Raw genomic sequence first — 14,258 nt, forward strand, 5'->3', positions numbered from 1 at the left:
CAATGATGACAGATTCTTGATAGAAGGGGGAAAAAAGATGGCACATGTAAAAAAAGGTTTGGCATTATTGTTTGCGTCAGTCCTTGTCTTCACTCTTTCGGCTTGTTCAGGTTCGAAGGATGCGGCGGGGTCTGACGGAAAAAAAGTGCTGACCGTGTCCGTTGAAGAAACGTATAAGGATTACGTCGAAAGCATCAAAGCGGATTTTGAAAAAGAGAACAATGCAACAATAAAAATTGTGGAAAAACCGATGTTTGATCAGTTGGAAGCGCTTCCTCTCGACGGTCCTGCAGGCAATGCGCCTGATGTCATGCTTGCCGCATACGACCGCATCGGCGGCTTGGGCCAGCAGGGGCATCTGCTTGACATCGAACCGTCTGATACAAAAAGCTTCGGCGATAAAGAAATGCGGCAGGTGACCATTGACGGCAAAGTCTACGGGATGCCTTTAGTCATCGAAACACTCGTCTTATATTACAACAAAGATCTGCTGAAAGCTCCGCCAAAAACGTTTCAAGACCTTGAGGATTTAACGAAAGACCCGCGGTTTTCCTTTTCTTCTGAAAAAGGAAAATCAACCGCATTTTTGGCAAAATGGACCGATTTTTACATGTCATACGGTTTGCTGGCCGGTTACGGCGGCTATGTATTCGGCAAAGACGGCACAGATTCCGAAGACATCGGGCTCAACAGCAAAGGAGCTGTAGAAGCGGTGGAATATGCGGGAAAATGGTTTAACGAATATTGGCCGAAAGGGATGCAGGACAACTCAAGCGCCGACGATTTTATTCAGCAAACGTTTATGGACGGCAAAGCAGCGGCTGTGATAGGAGGGCCTTGGTCTGCTTCAAATTATAAGGAGGCCAAGCTGAACTACGGAGCAGCCAAAATACCGGCATTGCCGAATGGAAAAGAGTACGCCCCGTTTGCCGGCGGTAAAGGCTGGGCGGCATCTAAATATACAAAAGAACCAGAACTCGCGGAAAAATGGCTTGAATATGCGGCAAACGATCAAAATGCTTACCGTTTTTATGATCAGACAAACGAAGTCCCGGCCAACTTGGCTGCAAGGAAAAAGGCGGACAAGCAAAAGGACGAGCTGACGTCAGCGGTTATTAAACAATATGAGACCGCAACTCCGACCCCGAATATTCCGGAAATGGCCGAAGTATGGACAGGCGCGGAAAGTTTGATTTTTGATGCGCCATCAGGAAAAAAATCAGCACAGCAATCAGCGGATGATGCTGCAGGTGTCATCAAAGAAAATATTAAGGAAAAGTATACGAAATAAAACGGCGGGTTAGCGTCCGGAAGAAAAAGAGGGCGGAAAACATGAACAAAGACCAAACACTTGCAAAACAGCACCGAAAAGCGGTGCTTTTATCGATCATTCCAGGGGCCGGGCAGATCGCGAACCGTCAGTTTTCAAAAGGGATTCTTTTTCTCGTCATCACAGGATTGTTTGCTTGTGAATTAGGCGTTTTCGGCATTCGCGCGCTGACGGGCTTGATCACTTTGGGAAGCGCTCCCGGAGAAGATCACTCGCTGTTTCTGCTGATAGAAGGCACGCTGCAATTGATTATAACGCTGATGTTTTTGATGTTCTGGGCCTTTGCGATTTACGATGCACAGAAGACCGCCGGGATGAAAGCGGCGGGCCTGAAGATTAACAGGACGGCCGGGGATATGATCAAAAATGCGTGGGATAAAGGGTTTCCGTATTTATTAACGCTGCCGGCATACATCATGATGATATTTGTCATTATTTTCCCAGTCATGGTGACGCTGTTTATCGCTTTTACAAACTACGATTTTTATCATATTCCGCCCGGCAGGCTCATCGACTGGGTCGGCTTCAAAAATTTCTTGAATATTTTTTTCCTCGGCTCCTACCGGGGGACTTTTGCCGGGGTACTGGGCTGGACGGTCGTCTGGACGATCTGTGCGACAACGCTGCAAATCGTTCTTGGCATCGCGACGGCGCTTATCGTCAATCAGGACTTTATTAAAGGGAAACGGACCTTTCGGATGATTTTCCTTCTGCCGTGGGCGGTTCCGGCTTTTATTACGATTATGAGCTTTGCCAACATCTTCAACGACAGCGCAGGGGCCATGAACACGCAGGTGATTCCGTTGTTGAATCATCTGCCGTTTTTGGAGCTGCCCGCGATCCCGTGGAAGACCGATCCGTTCTGGACGAAGGCGGCTCTGATTATGATTCAGACGTGGCTCGGTTTTCCGTATATTTATGTCATGGTGACGGGCGTACTTCAGGCGATTCCGGGCGAGTTGTACGAAGCGGCAAAGATTGACGGGGCGACTTTTATTCAGCGTTTTCGGCATATCACATTGCCGATGATTTTATTTGCGACAGCACCCGTAATGATCACCCAGTATACCTTCAACTTTAATAATTTCTCGATCATCTACTTATTCAATGAGGGAGGACCGGGCAGCGCGGGAGCAGGCGCAGGGTCAACCGATATTTTAATTTCCTGGATCTATAAGCTCACGACAGGCACATCGCCGCAATATTCAGTCGCCGCTGCTGTCACGCTGTTGATTTCTTTCATTGTCATTGGTGTTTCCCTGATCGCTTTCAAGAAATCGAATGCGTTTGGCAATGAGGAGGTGATGTAGATGAAAGGGATGTTTGAAAACGTGCGGCGTGCAAGGACGCTGAATCAAATCTTTACCTATTTATTTTTGGTCCTTTTAAGCGTTGTGATTATCTATCCGCTGCTGATCACGGCCTCATCTGCATTTCGCGTCGGAAATGTCGCGGCTTTTCGGCTCGATGTTTCGGGCTCCTGGACATTAGATCATTTTAGGCGGTTGTTTGAAGAAACGCTTTATCTTCAATGGTACGGCAACACCCTTATCATCGCCGTGTCGGTCATGGTGCTGCAGGTTGCCGTCGTGACGATTGCCGGCTATGCGTACAGCCGCTATCGGTTTGCCGGCAGAAAAAAGAGCCTGGTCTTCTTTTTGATCATTCAAATGGTGCCGACGATGGCGGCGCTTACCGCTTTTTATGTCCTCGCCATGCTGATAGGAGCCCTTGATCAATACTGGTTTTTAACAGCGATTTATATCGGCGGCGGGATTCCGATGAACACATGGCTGATGAAAGGCTATTTTGATACCGTACCGAGAGAAATCGATGAAGCGGCGCGGATCGACGGAGCGGGGCATCTCAGGATCTTCGCCTCGGTTGTGCTGCCGCTGGTCAAACCGATGCTTGCGGTGCAGGCGCTCTGGGCGTTTATGGGGCCATTCGGGGACTATTTGCTGGCAAAGTTTCTGCTTCGTTCGCCGGAAAGAATGACCATAGCCGTCGGCTTGCAGTCGTTCATATCGAACCCGCAGCAGCAAAAAGTCGCACTGTTTGCAGCCGGAGCGATCCTTGCCGCACTGCCGATCTGCGTCTTGTTCTTTTTTCTGCAAAAAAACTTTGTGTCCGGTTTGACAACCGGCGGAACGAAGGGATAGATCAATGGAGAAACATGACCGCTTTATTATCCGCTTCCTTAAAGCGGCGGCATCCCCATCCGGCGCCTGCCGCTGCAGGAGAACATTCAGCTGGCTGCATATCTTGTTTCTCTTCAGCTTTTTGACGGCTTGCCTGATGGCGCCGTTCGCCATTTCGTTTGCGAAGCTCGAGCGTATCAATGTCAGGCCTTTTTTGCCGTCAGCAATCCAAGATGTCAATGACCGCTTTGCCGAACGGCTAAAGGGTTATCAATTGAAAAACGGAAAGCTGACAGGAGGGGAAACCGGCTTTTATGAGGTGGAGGGACGGACATTGCTGGCGGTCGATCTGAAGCATCGGTTTAAGACAAGCGGTGAAAACGGGCATCTTCACATTAAAGGCTATGATAACGCGATCATCTTCCAGCCTGATCGCCTGATCATCAGCGATCAAAACGGCACCGGGTTTTCCGTCCGTTATGGCAAAAGGGATGTGAAAGATATGAATCTGTACGATTTGGAGAATATGATCGGCGAATTGTGGCTTGCCCAGTATAAGCCGATGATCATGCTGCTGGCATTTTCGGCGATTTTGATAAGCCGGTTGTTATTAACGGGTATTCTTGCCGGGGGTTTATGGATCACAAAACGATCAAAAATGACCGGTATTGCGTCATTCAAAGAAGCAGCCGCTCTAGCTGTGAGCTGTTCAGCCATTCCGGTATTTGCCGCAGCTTTAGCCGGCCTGATTCATTTTGACTTTATCACCGTGCTGTTGATCGATACGTGCGGCGTCATCTTGATGATCTCGCTTGCATGCGGACGCTTGTGGAAAACCCGAAATCTACACTCAGGAGGAAACCATGGCAATTCAGCGGCTATTTGAGATTGACGAATGGAAAATCAAGACAAACACATTTCAAAAGGAACATAAACGGCTCCAGGAAAGCTTGACATCTATCGCCAACGGCTATATGGGAATCAGGGGGAACTTTGAAGAAAGTTATTCAGGAGACAGCCATCAAGGCACATATATTGCAGGGGTGTGGTTTCCTGACAAAACGCGCGTCGGATGGTGGAAAAACGGCTATCCGGAATATTTCGGGAAAGTGATCAATGCGATGAATTTTATCGGCATAGACGTATATATAGACGGGGAAAAAATCGATCTCTATCAACACCCGGTCGAATCGTTTGCATTAGAACTCGATATGAAGGAAGGGATACTGCGGAGAAGCGCGGTCGTCAGCATCCGGGATAAAACTGTCAAAATCGGGTCTGAGCGGTTCTTGAGCCTTGCCGTAAAAGAGCTTTGTGCGATTCATTATGAAGCAGAGTGCCTGACCGATGAAGCTGTTATCACGCTTGTGCCTTACCTTGACGGAAACGTCGCAAATGAAGATGCCAACTACCAGGAACGGTTTTGGCAGGAAGCAGCGAAAGGGGCAGATTCCCACCGCGGCCATTTGGTAACAAAAACGATCGACAATCCGTTTGGCACGCCGCGTTTTACCGTTTCCGCCGCGATGGCAAACGTGACAAAAGGCTTTGTCAGCGAAAGCTGTAAAACGGCCGGCATGTATGCGGAGAATCGCTATAGGTATGAAACGAAGCCGGGAACGAAAGCTTCTTTAACAAAATTCGTCGCCGTGACGACTTCCCGCGATTTTCCGGAAGCAGAGCTTTTGTCAAAAGGCAGGGAGCTCTTGGCGGATATTGTTGACGGGGGCTATGAAGAAGCAAGGCGGAGGCATATCGATCAATGGAAGGAAAGGTGGGAAAAAGCGGATATCGAAATTAAAGGAGATGATGAACTCCAGCAAGGAATCCGCTACAACATCTTTCAATTATTCTCGACATACTACGGGGATGATTCGCGGCTGAATATCGGGCCAAAAGGATTTACCGGCGAAAAATACGGAGGAGCCGCGTATTGGGATACCGAGGCATATGCCGTCCCGATGTATTTGGCCACAGCCGATCCGGAGGTGACAAAAAACCTGCTGCTGTACCGCTATCACCATTTGGAGGCTGCCAAGCGAAACGCCGCCAAATTGGGGATGAAAGGGGCTCTTTACCCGATGGTGACCTTCATCGGCGACGAATGCCACAACGAATGGGAGATCACCTTTGAAGAAATTCACCGCAACGGCGCGATTTGCTACGCAATCTACAATTATATCAATTATACGGGCGACAAGGACTATATGAAAGAATACGGGATAAACGTTCTCGTGGAAGTAAGCAGATTTTGGGCCGACCGCGTCCATTTTTCGAAACGAAAAAATAAATATATGATTCACGGCGTCACAGGGCCGAACGAATACGAAAACAATGTCAACAACAACTGGTATACCAATTTGATTGCAGCCTGGACGCTTGAGTATACGCTTGAAAATCTGGCCGGCCTTCCGGCGGAAAAACATAGACAGCTAAAGGTGCGGGAAGATGAAATCGAGACATGGAAGGATATTATCGAGCGGATGTACTATCCGTACAGCGAAGAATTAAACATTTTCGTCCAGCATGATACGTTTTTGGATAAAGAGCTGCAGACGGCGGATGATTTGAATCCGGATGAACGGCCGCTTTATCAGCATTGGTCATGGGACAAAATTCTCCGCTCCAGTTTTATTAAGCAGGCCGATGTTCTTCAGGGAATGTACCTTTTGAATCACCGCTTTACATTGGAAGAAAAACGGCGCAACTTTGAGTTTTACGAACCGATGACCGTCCATGAGTCAAGCCTTTCCCCTTCTGTTCACGCAGTGCTCGCAGCCGAACTGCAAATGGAGAAAAAAGCGCTTGAACTCTATAAACGGACAGCCCGCCTTGATCTTGACAATTACAATCATGACACAGAAGAAGGGCTTCACATCACATCGATGACGGGAAGCTGGCTCGTCATCGTCCAAGGGTTTGCCGGCATGCGCGTAGCGAATGAGACGCTCTCATTTGCCCCGTTTTTGCCGGAAGAATGGAACGGGTACTCGTTTAAAATCAATTACCGCAACCGGCTGATCCGGGTTGCAGTAGCGGAAGAACGCGTCGTTTTTGACCTGTTAAAAGGGGACCCTCTGCAGATGACGGTTTATCAGAAGCCGATTCTTTTGAACGGACGATATGAAGGGAGGACGCCTGATGAGAGAATGGTGGAAGGAAGCTGTCATTTACCAAATTTACCCGCGCAGTTTCTATGACTCAAACGGAGACGGATTCGGAGATTTGCAGGGAATCATTCAAAAGCTGGATTATATCAAAACCCTGGGGGCGGATGTGATCTGGCTGAGCCCGGTGTTTGATTCTCCGCAGGATGACAACGGCTATGACATTCGCGACTACCGGCGCATATACGAAAAGTTCGGGACGAACGAAGACATGTTTCAGCTCATCGATGAAGTGCATAAGCGCGGCATGAAAATCATCATGGACCTCGTCGTCAATCATACGTCTGATGAGCATGCCTGGTTTGCCGAAAGCCGCAAGTCCAAGGACAATCCGTACCGCGATTATTATTTTTGGAGAGATCCCAAACCGGACGGCTCAGAGCCCAACAATTGGGGATCGATCTTCTCAGGATCGGCGTGGACGTTCGATGAGCAGACGGGCCAGTATTATTTGCACTACTTTTCGAAAAAACAGCCTGATCTAAATTGGGAAAACGAAGACGTCCGCCGGGAAGTGTATGATCTCATGAGGTTTTGGATGGATAAAGGCGTCGACGGCTGGCGGATGGATGTGATCGGCTCGATATCCAAATACACCGATTTTCCCAGCTATGAAACAAATGACAGCAGCAGGTACATCGTCGGCCGCTATCATTCAAACGGCCCCCGCCTTCATGAGTTTATTCAGGAGATGAATCGTGAAGTGCTGTCCCGTTACGACTGTATGACCGTCGGTGAAGCAAACGGCTCTGATATTGAAGATGCGAAAAAGTATACGGACGCTGACAGGCAGGAGCTGAATATGATCTTTACCTTTGAGCATATGGATATTGATACAGAGAGTCATTCGCCTAATGGAAAATGGCAGATCAAGCCGTTTGATCCCATTGCATTAAAAAAGACGCTGACCCGCTGGCAGACCGCGTTAATGGATGTCGGCTGGAACACCCTGTATTTTGAAAATCATGATCAGCCCAGAGTGATTTCCCGCTGGGGCAATGATGGCATCTTGCGAAAACAGTGCGCCAAAGCTTTTGCCACGGTCCTTCACGGCATGAAAGGTACGCCGTTTATCTACCAGGGAGAAGAGATCGGCATGGTCAACGGCGATTTTTCGCTTGATATGTATGATGATCTCGAAATAAAAAACGCGTATCAGGAACTGGTCGTTGAAAATCAAACGATGTCAGAAGAAGGGTTTTTAAAAGCCGCGGCGAAAAAAGGAAGGGATCATGCAAGAACGCCGATGCAATGGGATGACAAAAGGCATGCGGGATTCACGGACGGCGAGCCGTGGCTGACCGTCAACCCCCGCTATAAAGAGATCAATGTGAAAGAGTCGTTGGCTGACCAAGATTCGATTTTCTATTATTATCAAAAGCTCATTCGGCTGCGGAAACAGCACAAGGTGATCGTATATGGGGATTATCGGCTGATCCTTGAGGATGATCCGCAAATATTTTCCTATATTCGCGAATATGAAGGGGAAAAGCTGTTGGTCGCCGTCAATTTGTCGGAAGAAAAGGCAATGTTTGAAGCGCCGAAGGAACTCCTTGATGAGCCGTGGAAAATGATTTTATCAAATTATTCGCGGGACTTGGCCGGCATGCACGATATGTGCCTGCAGCCCTATGAGGCTTTTATGTACATTACATCGAAGGAAACGCGATCATGAAAGCCGTCATATTCGATTTGGACGGCGTGATCACGGATACGGCGGAATATCATTTTCTCGCCTGGAAGCGTTTAGCGGAACAACTGCATATTCCATTTGACCGCAGTTTTAACGAAAGTTTGAAAGGGATCGGCAGACAGCAATCGCTTGACAACATCCTCACACGCGGCGGTGCAGCGTCTACGTTTTCGACAGCGGAAAAGCAGGCTCTCATGCGCCAAAAAAATCAATATTACCAAAAGCTGATCGAAAATCTTGCGCCGGGGGACCTATTGCCGGGAATCGAGAAGCTTCTTAGCGAGCTGAAAGGTGAACATATCCAAATCGCTTTAGCTTCTTCCAGCCGTAATGCCCCTGCCATTTTAAAACGCTTGGGGATCTCCGGCGATTTTCAAGCCGTCGTGGACCCGGATACGATCGAAAAGGGAAAACCCGCTCCCGACATCTTTTTAACAGCCGCTGGGCTTCTCGGCGTCTCCCCGGCAGAATGTGCGGCGATAGAAGATGCTGAAGCGGGGATCGCCGCGATCAAATCAGCGGGAATGTTCGCGGTCGGGGTCGGTGATGAACGATCCATGCACGCTGCTGATCTGATCGTCAGCCGGACGTCGCAATTATCGTTTCATTTGCTGTATAGCGGGTGGAAACGCCAGCAACAGAAAGGAGCTAATCGCGCGTGAATCTGAAAAGATTCAGCTCTCCGGAAGAGTTTTTAAAAACGGTTGAACATAAGCTGTTAGAGAATGAAGCGGTCAACAATTTGCCGATCGGCATCCTTTACGGTTTGAAACGGCGGCCGGATGTTGACGCCGTTTTGCTGACGGCGGAAAACGGTGAATTTGATGAATAAGCAAAAAGCTGATGTTCATCAGCTTTTTGCTATTTTCTGATCAGCCGTTTATGAACCACTTTGATGCGATCTCCTTTGTGCACGCTGTCATATTGCTTTTTCGAAACGAGAACGGCTTTTTCGCCGCCGTGTTTTCCACTATGATGAGCCAGTACCTTTTTTCTCTTGGCTGTATGATGTCTTTCTCTCTTATCCCGACAGTTTGCAGCATGCTTTTTTGTTCAGCGGAAAACCCTTTTGAATGGGAAACCATCCAATACGGAAAGTAATAATTGAAGAAAGCCGCCCCTGCGGGATTTTGATCGATCGTGTGCTTCATGCTTCCTTTATACAGCGCAGTTGCGGGCAGCGTTTTTTGCAGGCTGTTTCTGAGAGCTGTCCCCCCGTTTTTAGACGACCTTTTCAGCAGATAGCCCTTGCTTGCGGCTTGTTTCATATAGGTGCGGGCGCTTTTATGAACAGAGCCCGCCCGGCTTTTTGAAGAGGAGCTGTGTGCCGCTGTGCTCGAAGATTTTGACGGGCTGTTGCCGCTTGCGGCCTCCGCCTGATCGGCCCCTGAAAACATGGCCAACATGAGACCCGCGATCAGCATCCGGAAATACTTCATCATTTACCATCACCGCTTTTTTGTTCTACCTTATCCTTCACTACGCCTTCAAGGGGCTCCTGGTCGTACTTCATATACGGCGGCCTGTAGATGAATGCTTTATCATCGCGGATCTTCATATACGGCTGCTCGATATCTTCAACATTTTCAACGTATTTTTTAAACGTTTTCGTTTTTTGTTTGCCGTTTTCCATATAGGAGACTTTCATTTCCGGGGCGCTGTCTGATTCGCTGTCGTTCACATAGTCAAACCAGACGAGGTCGTATTTTTTTATGGACTTGTCCTGGTTTACTTCCCTTGAACGCTCCTCGTTGCTGTCGTCGCATCCCGATATGAAAAGGGAAGCGACTGAGATGACCAAACTGAATAAAATAACTCTCGATTTTGTCATTTTTACCATCCTGTCTATCTATTTTTCTCTTTTTATACGATCAAAACTCATATGAGTGTCAATTTTTATATCGGACTTTTCAGTGCAAAGTATATGTAATATTTGCCGTTCAAACGTAATCAAACTGTAAAAGAGCTTGTCTCTGAAACAAGGTATAATCTGAATGTCAGAAAAAAACCCCATTCACGGAGGATATCTTTATTATGAAGAAAATACTCTTTTCATTTTTTGTTTTAGCGGCCAGTTTACTAGTTGCATTCAATTTTGGCGGTGAAGCGAGCGCTAAGACAAAAAAAGTCAGCGGCTATATTACATGGTATAATGGAGTCGGAAAAATCGGCGCTGACGGCAAAAGGCTGGGCCATTGGGATTGTGCTACAAAAATGGGCTTCGATGTTCCGAGAAAAGGAACGAAAATAAGAGCATATTCAAAAGCGAAACCGAAGAAAGCCATCACGGTATATAAATACGATGTCGGCAGACTTCCGGGCGCTGTTTTGGATGTAAGCCCAAAAGCCTTTAGAGCTTTAGGATATTCAACAAGCAAAGGCAAAGTTGCCGGACACTATACATACAAAAAATAAACAAACGGAAGCAAGAAAACAGGTTTTCTTGCTTCTTTATATTGGCGGAGAGTAAAATATGAAAAAAATTATTACGATCATTGTAGCGGCGGCAATCGTGCTGGCTGCCGGTATTTTTGCAGTCATCCATTTTTCGGCTCCGAAAAAGGAGCAAACACAGTCTGATCGTCCGGACCTACTCGTATCGATGACAGACCAAAAGCTAATGACCTCTTATTATAAAAATAACAAAGTGCTGTACAAGGAAAAAATGACGGACTATCCTGCGTCCGCATTGGACCGGAAACACAATATCCTGTATTATACGAACACGGACGAAAGCGGCGTCAAGCGCCTGATCAAGCTTGAGTTGAAAACAGGCAAAAAAACGACGCTGTATTCCGGTAAGGAGTACGTCGACGAGCTAAGCTTGTCCAAAGACGGCTCAAAGCTGTTCATGCGTTATAATCAGCCGGAAGAACGAAATTTTCATCTTGCGTCCTTTGATCTGAAAACGAAGTCCTTTACCGTGATCTATCCGAAGCTGAGTGACAAGGATGAGACCGTGAGTTTCTATCAATACGATCAAAACAGCGGCAAATCTGTCCTTCTGCATTATTCCGAGTCGGAAGACTATAAGAAAACCGATGAGGCGAACAGCAAGGGAATCGATCCGGAACCGACGAATATGCGCATTTCTTTAGCCGATGAGAAACACGAGAAGGAAATCAAAACGATCGCGAAATTTATCAATGACATTGCGATTTCGCCTGACGGAAAGACGATTGTCTTTACCGCGACAGATGCGGAAGGCGAAAAAACGGCGATCTGCGAGCTGGATCTCGAGACGAAAAAATACCAATCAATCATTGCAAACGGGCGCGATTTCACATTGATCGACTCAGCCGAGCCGCAGTTTTCAAAAGACGGGAAAACGATCTATTTCCTTGCTGAAGCAAAGGGAGCAAAGGTTTTGAAAGATGACGCGGGAAACGAAGCAAACGTGCGAACGATTTTCGCCTATGATAGGGATACAAAAAAAGTGAGCAAAGAATGGGAGCAATCAAACGGAATCATCAATGGTTTTACCGTTCTGAATTAAAGGCGGACATCAGCCGGCAGCGTCTGTTCCAGACAGCTTTGCCGGCTGATTTTTTGCGGAGGTATAAGTGTGTCCGTTTCCGGCGCCGGCTGACTGCTTTGTCCCTTATTTTTTTATAGACGGACGAATAAAAGCCCTTGAACTTCGGGGAAAAAAAGAGTTTGAGGCAGAGGCGGCGGGCTGCCCGGAATATGGACAGTCCGGAGCTTAATAGTATGGGAAAGGGTATAAAGAGGTCATCATTGAAAACGGGAAAACCGCTCTTCTAAACCTGCGGTACGACCTCATCGGCAATCCGTTCCCGCCGTAAAGCTGCTTTTCTTCCGTTACTTTTTCAGGCACGTAAACGGTTGCCTCCCGCCGGCCGGCGCTTTCGAGGATGCCGTGAACCGAACGCCCGTCCTTTAATTTCAGCACGACATGGTAATGCATATACTTGCGGCAAAGGTTGTGCAAAGATCTATCATGATCATGGGGCATTGAGGTCTGAACATCTTTGGGGACGCTCATGGCTGTTTCATCTCCTTTACCATCATAATATTCACCGATTGGATGATTGTTCCAAAGGACGACAAAAAGAAAAAGCCGATTATGCAGTGTCAATCGGCTTCATTCAAACATTCTTAGCACTTCTTTCTCCGGCATTTGAAGCGGTCATCGTCATCATCGGAAAAACACTTTCTTTTTCTGCATTTGAAGCGGTCGCGGTCTTCGCTGTCGCTGTGACTGTCACTGTCATTGCCATCATCGGAAGGACGGTTCTCCGGGGGATCAAGCGCCCTCCATCCGTTGTTCCGCCTGCGTTTGTAAGGATCATAATTGTCGTACTCATCGTAGTCGTACATGTTCACAATCACCCGCCTTTTATTGGTTATGATAATTTATTACAATGGCAATGTGTTTGCCTGTGCATTTATAATGGTTTTGTATGCTTCGTAAACACCTTAAAAAATTACAAAAAGAATGAAAGGAAATAACAGGATTTTCGTACCGGAAACGCTAATTTAAATATAAAGCATGAAAGATGCGGGACTGGTATGATATAAGAGAGGAAGTTCCCGCGTAACGCGCTGATAAAAAAACTGATATTGCAGATACAAAGGAGAGTAAAAATGAAGAATAATAGAAAAAAAGAGATTATCTCATGGATCAGGACGCTTCTTATTGCGGGGGCCATCGTTGCTGCCTGCCGCTATTTTCTGTTCACCCCGTCTACCGTTTTAGGAGACTCCATGTATCCGACATTGCAAAACGGAAATATGGTCATGGTCAGTAAGATCAGCGAGATTAACCGGTTCGATAAAATCATCTTTCATGCCCCGGATGCTGACGAAGACTATGTCAAAAGAGTCATCGGCCTGCCTGGGGATTCGATCGAGATGAAAAATGACGTTCTTTATGTTAACGGAAAAGCCTATGATGAGCCGTACTTAAAGCAAAACAAAAAGGAGCTGACAGGCGGTAAACTGTTAACGGACGATTTTACGCTGAAAGAATTAACGGGCGAATCAAAAGTGCCGAAAGACAGTTTATTCGTCATGGGAGATAACCGCCAAAACAGCAGAGACAGCCGTTATTTCGGATTTATTTCAAAATCGTCTGTCGTCGGAAAAGTTGAATTTCGCTATTTTCCATTCAATGAAATCGGCGGAATCGAATAAGGAAAGAAAAGACTTCTCATCATATATGGGAGGTCTTTTTTTGTGAGCAGGCTGTTTGAAGAGTCGTCTGCTAAAGTGAAATAATAGAAAAAACCGAGTCGAAAGGAGCTGGGGTCAAATGAAGGTGTTCATCGTCGGTGCAAATGGGCAGATAGGCAAACACTTGACCGGCATGTTAAAGGAAAGCAGCGAACATCAGGTGAGAGCGATGGTCAGAAGCGAAGAGCAGGCGGAGACGCTGGAGCGTTCGGGGATCGAGACAGCGCTTGCCAATTTAGAAGGTACTGTCCACGACATTGAGGAGGCTGCAAAAGGCTGTGATGCAATCGTCTTTACCGCCGGATCGGGCGGTAAAACGGGCGCTGATAAAACGCTGCTCGTCGATCTGGACGGTGCGGCAAAAACGATTGAAGCCGCCGAAAAAGCGGGGATTCAACGGTTTATCATGATAAGCACTTTGCAGGCCCATCACCGGGAGAATTGGAATGAAGCGATCAAGCCTTATTACGTTGCAAAGCATTATGCGGATAAAATACTGGAGAGAAGCAGCTTAACGTATACGATCATCCGTCCCGGAGGGCTTTTAAATGAACCGGGCACAGGAAAAATAAAAGCCGCGGAAAACCTGGAGCGCGGAACGATCCCGCGCGAAGACGTAGCCGCAACAGCCGCCGCCGCGCTTAGCGAAGAGCGCACATTCCGCCGGTCGTTTGATCTGCTTTCAGGAGAAACGGCCATCGCTGAAGCGATAAAAGCGATCTGATCAGGCC

At 47.4% G+C, this 14,258-nt stretch carries 16 protein-coding genes; 12 read left to right on the forward strand and 4 right to left on the reverse strand.

Annotation, left to right across the window (positions count from 1 at the left end):
* Positions 1 to 37 precede the first annotated feature (37 nt).
* The 8 genes from V7126_RS02765 to V7126_RS02800 are packed head-to-tail and all read left to right on the forward strand — an operon-like array spanning position 38 to position 9,163.
* A complete protein-coding gene (locus V7126_RS02765; protein ID WP_335496593.1) occupies positions 38 to 1,291 on the forward strand; it encodes an extracellular solute-binding protein in 1,254 nt (417 codons plus the stop codon).
* Positions 1,292 to 1,332: 41 nt separating this feature from the next.
* The gene (locus V7126_RS02770; protein WP_335496596.1) at positions 1,333 to 2,640 is read left to right on the forward strand and encodes a carbohydrate ABC transporter permease; all 1,308 of its coding nucleotides are present in this window, start codon (positions 1,333 to 1,335) and stop codon (positions 2,638 to 2,640) included.
* Positions 2,641 to 3,492, forward strand: a complete 852-nt coding sequence (locus tag V7126_RS02775; protein ID WP_335496599.1) for a sugar ABC transporter permease — start codon at positions 2,641 to 2,643, stop codon at positions 3,490 to 3,492.
* A 4-nt stretch (positions 3,493 to 3,496) separates the two neighbouring features.
* Positions 3,497 to 4,357: a DUF1189 domain-containing protein gene (locus V7126_RS02780; RefSeq protein WP_335496602.1), complete on the forward strand. Its 861-nt coding sequence runs from the start codon at positions 3,497 to 3,499 to the stop codon at positions 4,355 to 4,357.
* Positions 4,335 to 6,671, forward strand: coding sequence for a glycoside hydrolase family 65 protein (locus V7126_RS02785; protein ID WP_046130471.1), 2,337 nt, complete (start codon positions 4,335 to 4,337; stop codon positions 6,669 to 6,671). The genes V7126_RS02780 and V7126_RS02785 overlap by 23 nt, the downstream gene beginning before the upstream one ends.
* On the forward strand, positions 6,613 to 8,313 hold the full coding sequence (locus V7126_RS02790; RefSeq protein WP_046130470.1) for a glycoside hydrolase family 13 protein: 1,701 nt from the start codon (positions 6,613 to 6,615) through the stop codon (positions 8,311 to 8,313). Before V7126_RS02785 ends, V7126_RS02790 begins: the two co-directional genes overlap by 59 nt.
* Positions 8,310 to 8,993 (forward strand): beta-phosphoglucomutase, encoded by a 684-nt coding sequence (pgmB, locus tag V7126_RS02795; RefSeq protein WP_046130469.1) that lies wholly within the window; start codon positions 8,310 to 8,312, stop codon positions 8,991 to 8,993. The genes V7126_RS02790 and pgmB overlap by 4 nt, the downstream gene beginning before the upstream one ends.
* Positions 8,990 to 9,163 (forward strand): hypothetical protein, encoded by a 174-nt coding sequence (locus V7126_RS02800; RefSeq protein ID WP_157759322.1) that lies wholly within the window; start codon positions 8,990 to 8,992, stop codon positions 9,161 to 9,163. The genes pgmB and V7126_RS02800 overlap by 4 nt, the downstream gene beginning before the upstream one ends.
* Before the next feature lie 40 nt (positions 9,164 to 9,203).
* On the opposite strand, the gene V7126_RS02805 is transcribed toward V7126_RS02800, so the two are convergent.
* Together V7126_RS02805 and V7126_RS02810 are read right to left on the reverse strand one after the other, a co-directional pair.
* On the reverse strand, positions 9,204 to 9,773 hold the full coding sequence (locus tag V7126_RS02805; protein WP_335496608.1) for a hypothetical protein: 570 nt from the start codon (positions 9,771 to 9,773) through the stop codon (positions 9,204 to 9,206).
* Positions 9,770 to 10,162: a hypothetical protein gene (locus V7126_RS02810; RefSeq protein ID WP_175075861.1), complete on the reverse strand. Its 393-nt coding sequence runs from the start codon at positions 10,160 to 10,162 to the stop codon at positions 9,770 to 9,772. The genes V7126_RS02805 and V7126_RS02810 overlap by 4 nt, the downstream gene beginning before the upstream one ends.
* Positions 10,163 to 10,365: 203 nt before the next feature.
* Here V7126_RS02810 and V7126_RS02815 point away from each other — a divergent pair, with 203 nt between their 5' ends.
* On the forward strand, positions 10,366 to 10,746 hold the full coding sequence (locus tag V7126_RS02815; protein ID WP_046130467.1) for an RlpA-like double-psi beta-barrel domain-containing protein: 381 nt from the start codon (positions 10,366 to 10,368) through the stop codon (positions 10,744 to 10,746).
* A gap of 58 nt (positions 10,747 to 10,804) precedes the next feature.
* A complete protein-coding gene (locus V7126_RS02820; protein WP_065894190.1) occupies positions 10,805 to 11,827 on the forward strand; it encodes a TolB family protein in 1,023 nt (340 codons plus the stop codon).
* Positions 11,828 to 12,034: 207 nt separating this feature from the next.
* Here V7126_RS02820 and V7126_RS02825 read toward each other — a convergent pair whose 3' ends face one another.
* Positions 12,035 to 12,337: a hypothetical protein gene (locus V7126_RS02825; RefSeq protein ID WP_046130465.1), complete on the reverse strand. Its 303-nt coding sequence runs from the start codon at positions 12,335 to 12,337 to the stop codon at positions 12,035 to 12,037.
* A 113-nt stretch (positions 12,338 to 12,450) separates the two neighbouring features.
* Entirely contained in the window at positions 12,451 to 12,672 is a 222-nt protein-coding gene (locus tag V7126_RS02830; protein WP_175075909.1) for a hypothetical protein, read from the reverse strand.
* A 267-nt stretch (positions 12,673 to 12,939) separates the two neighbouring features.
* Between V7126_RS02830 and lepB the strand changes: the two genes are divergently transcribed.
* Together lepB and V7126_RS02840 are read left to right on the forward strand one after the other, a co-directional pair.
* Entirely contained in the window at positions 12,940 to 13,488 is a 549-nt protein-coding gene (gene lepB, locus V7126_RS02835) for a signal peptidase I (protein ID WP_175075862.1), read from the forward strand.
* 118 nt (positions 13,489 to 13,606) lie between these two features.
* Positions 13,607 to 14,251, forward strand: a complete 645-nt coding sequence (locus tag V7126_RS02840; protein ID WP_175075863.1) for an SDR family oxidoreductase — start codon at positions 13,607 to 13,609, stop codon at positions 14,249 to 14,251.
* Positions 14,252 to 14,258: the final 7 nt, after the last annotated feature.

It is taken from the genome of Bacillus sp. JJ675 (assembly GCF_036963165.1).
In the GTDB taxonomy this organism is placed as follows: domain Bacteria; phylum Bacillota; class Bacilli; order Bacillales; family Bacillaceae; genus Bacillus; species Bacillus glycinifermentans.

Excerpts from the sequence above, each read along its gene's own strand:
- V7126_RS02840 (WP_175075863.1), top strand. The coding sequence starts at position 13,607 with ATGAAGGTGTTCATCGTCGGTGCAAATGGGCAGATAGGCAAACACTTG.
- V7126_RS02775 (WP_335496599.1), top strand. The coding sequence starts at position 2,641 with ATGAAAGGGATGTTTGAAAACGTGCGGCGTGCAAGGACGCTGAATCAA.
- V7126_RS02805 (WP_335496608.1), bottom strand. The coding sequence starts at position 9,773 with ATGATGAAGTATTTCCGGATGCTGATCGCGGGTCTCATGTTGGCCATG.
- V7126_RS02765 (WP_335496593.1), top strand. The coding sequence starts at position 38 with ATGGCACATGTAAAAAAAGGTTTGGCATTATTGTTTGCGTCAGTCCTT.
- V7126_RS02770 (WP_335496596.1), top strand. The coding sequence starts at position 1,333 with ATGAACAAAGACCAAACACTTGCAAAACAGCACCGAAAAGCGGTGCTT.
- pgmB (WP_046130469.1), top strand. The coding sequence starts at position 8,310 with ATGAAAGCCGTCATATTCGATTTGGACGGCGTGATCACGGATACGGCG.
- V7126_RS02820 (WP_065894190.1), top strand. The coding sequence starts at position 10,805 with ATGAAAAAAATTATTACGATCATTGTAGCGGCGGCAATCGTGCTGGCT.
- V7126_RS02825 (WP_046130465.1), bottom strand. The coding sequence starts at position 12,337 with ATGAGCGTCCCCAAAGATGTTCAGACCTCAATGCCCCATGATCATGAT.
- V7126_RS02830 (WP_175075909.1), bottom strand. The coding sequence starts at position 12,672 with ATGTACGACTACGATGAGTACGACAATTATGATCCTTACAAACGCAGG.
- V7126_RS02785 (WP_046130471.1), top strand. The coding sequence starts at position 4,335 with ATGGCAATTCAGCGGCTATTTGAGATTGACGAATGGAAAATCAAGACA.
- V7126_RS02815 (WP_046130467.1), top strand. The coding sequence starts at position 10,366 with ATGAAGAAAATACTCTTTTCATTTTTTGTTTTAGCGGCCAGTTTACTA.
- V7126_RS02810 (WP_175075861.1), bottom strand. The coding sequence starts at position 10,162 with ATGACAAAATCGAGAGTTATTTTATTCAGTTTGGTCATCTCAGTCGCT.
- V7126_RS02780 (WP_335496602.1), top strand. The coding sequence starts at position 3,497 with ATGGAGAAACATGACCGCTTTATTATCCGCTTCCTTAAAGCGGCGGCA.
- lepB (WP_175075862.1), top strand. The coding sequence starts at position 12,940 with ATGAAGAATAATAGAAAAAAAGAGATTATCTCATGGATCAGGACGCTT.
- V7126_RS02790 (WP_046130470.1), top strand. The coding sequence starts at position 6,613 with ATGAGAGAATGGTGGAAGGAAGCTGTCATTTACCAAATTTACCCGCGC.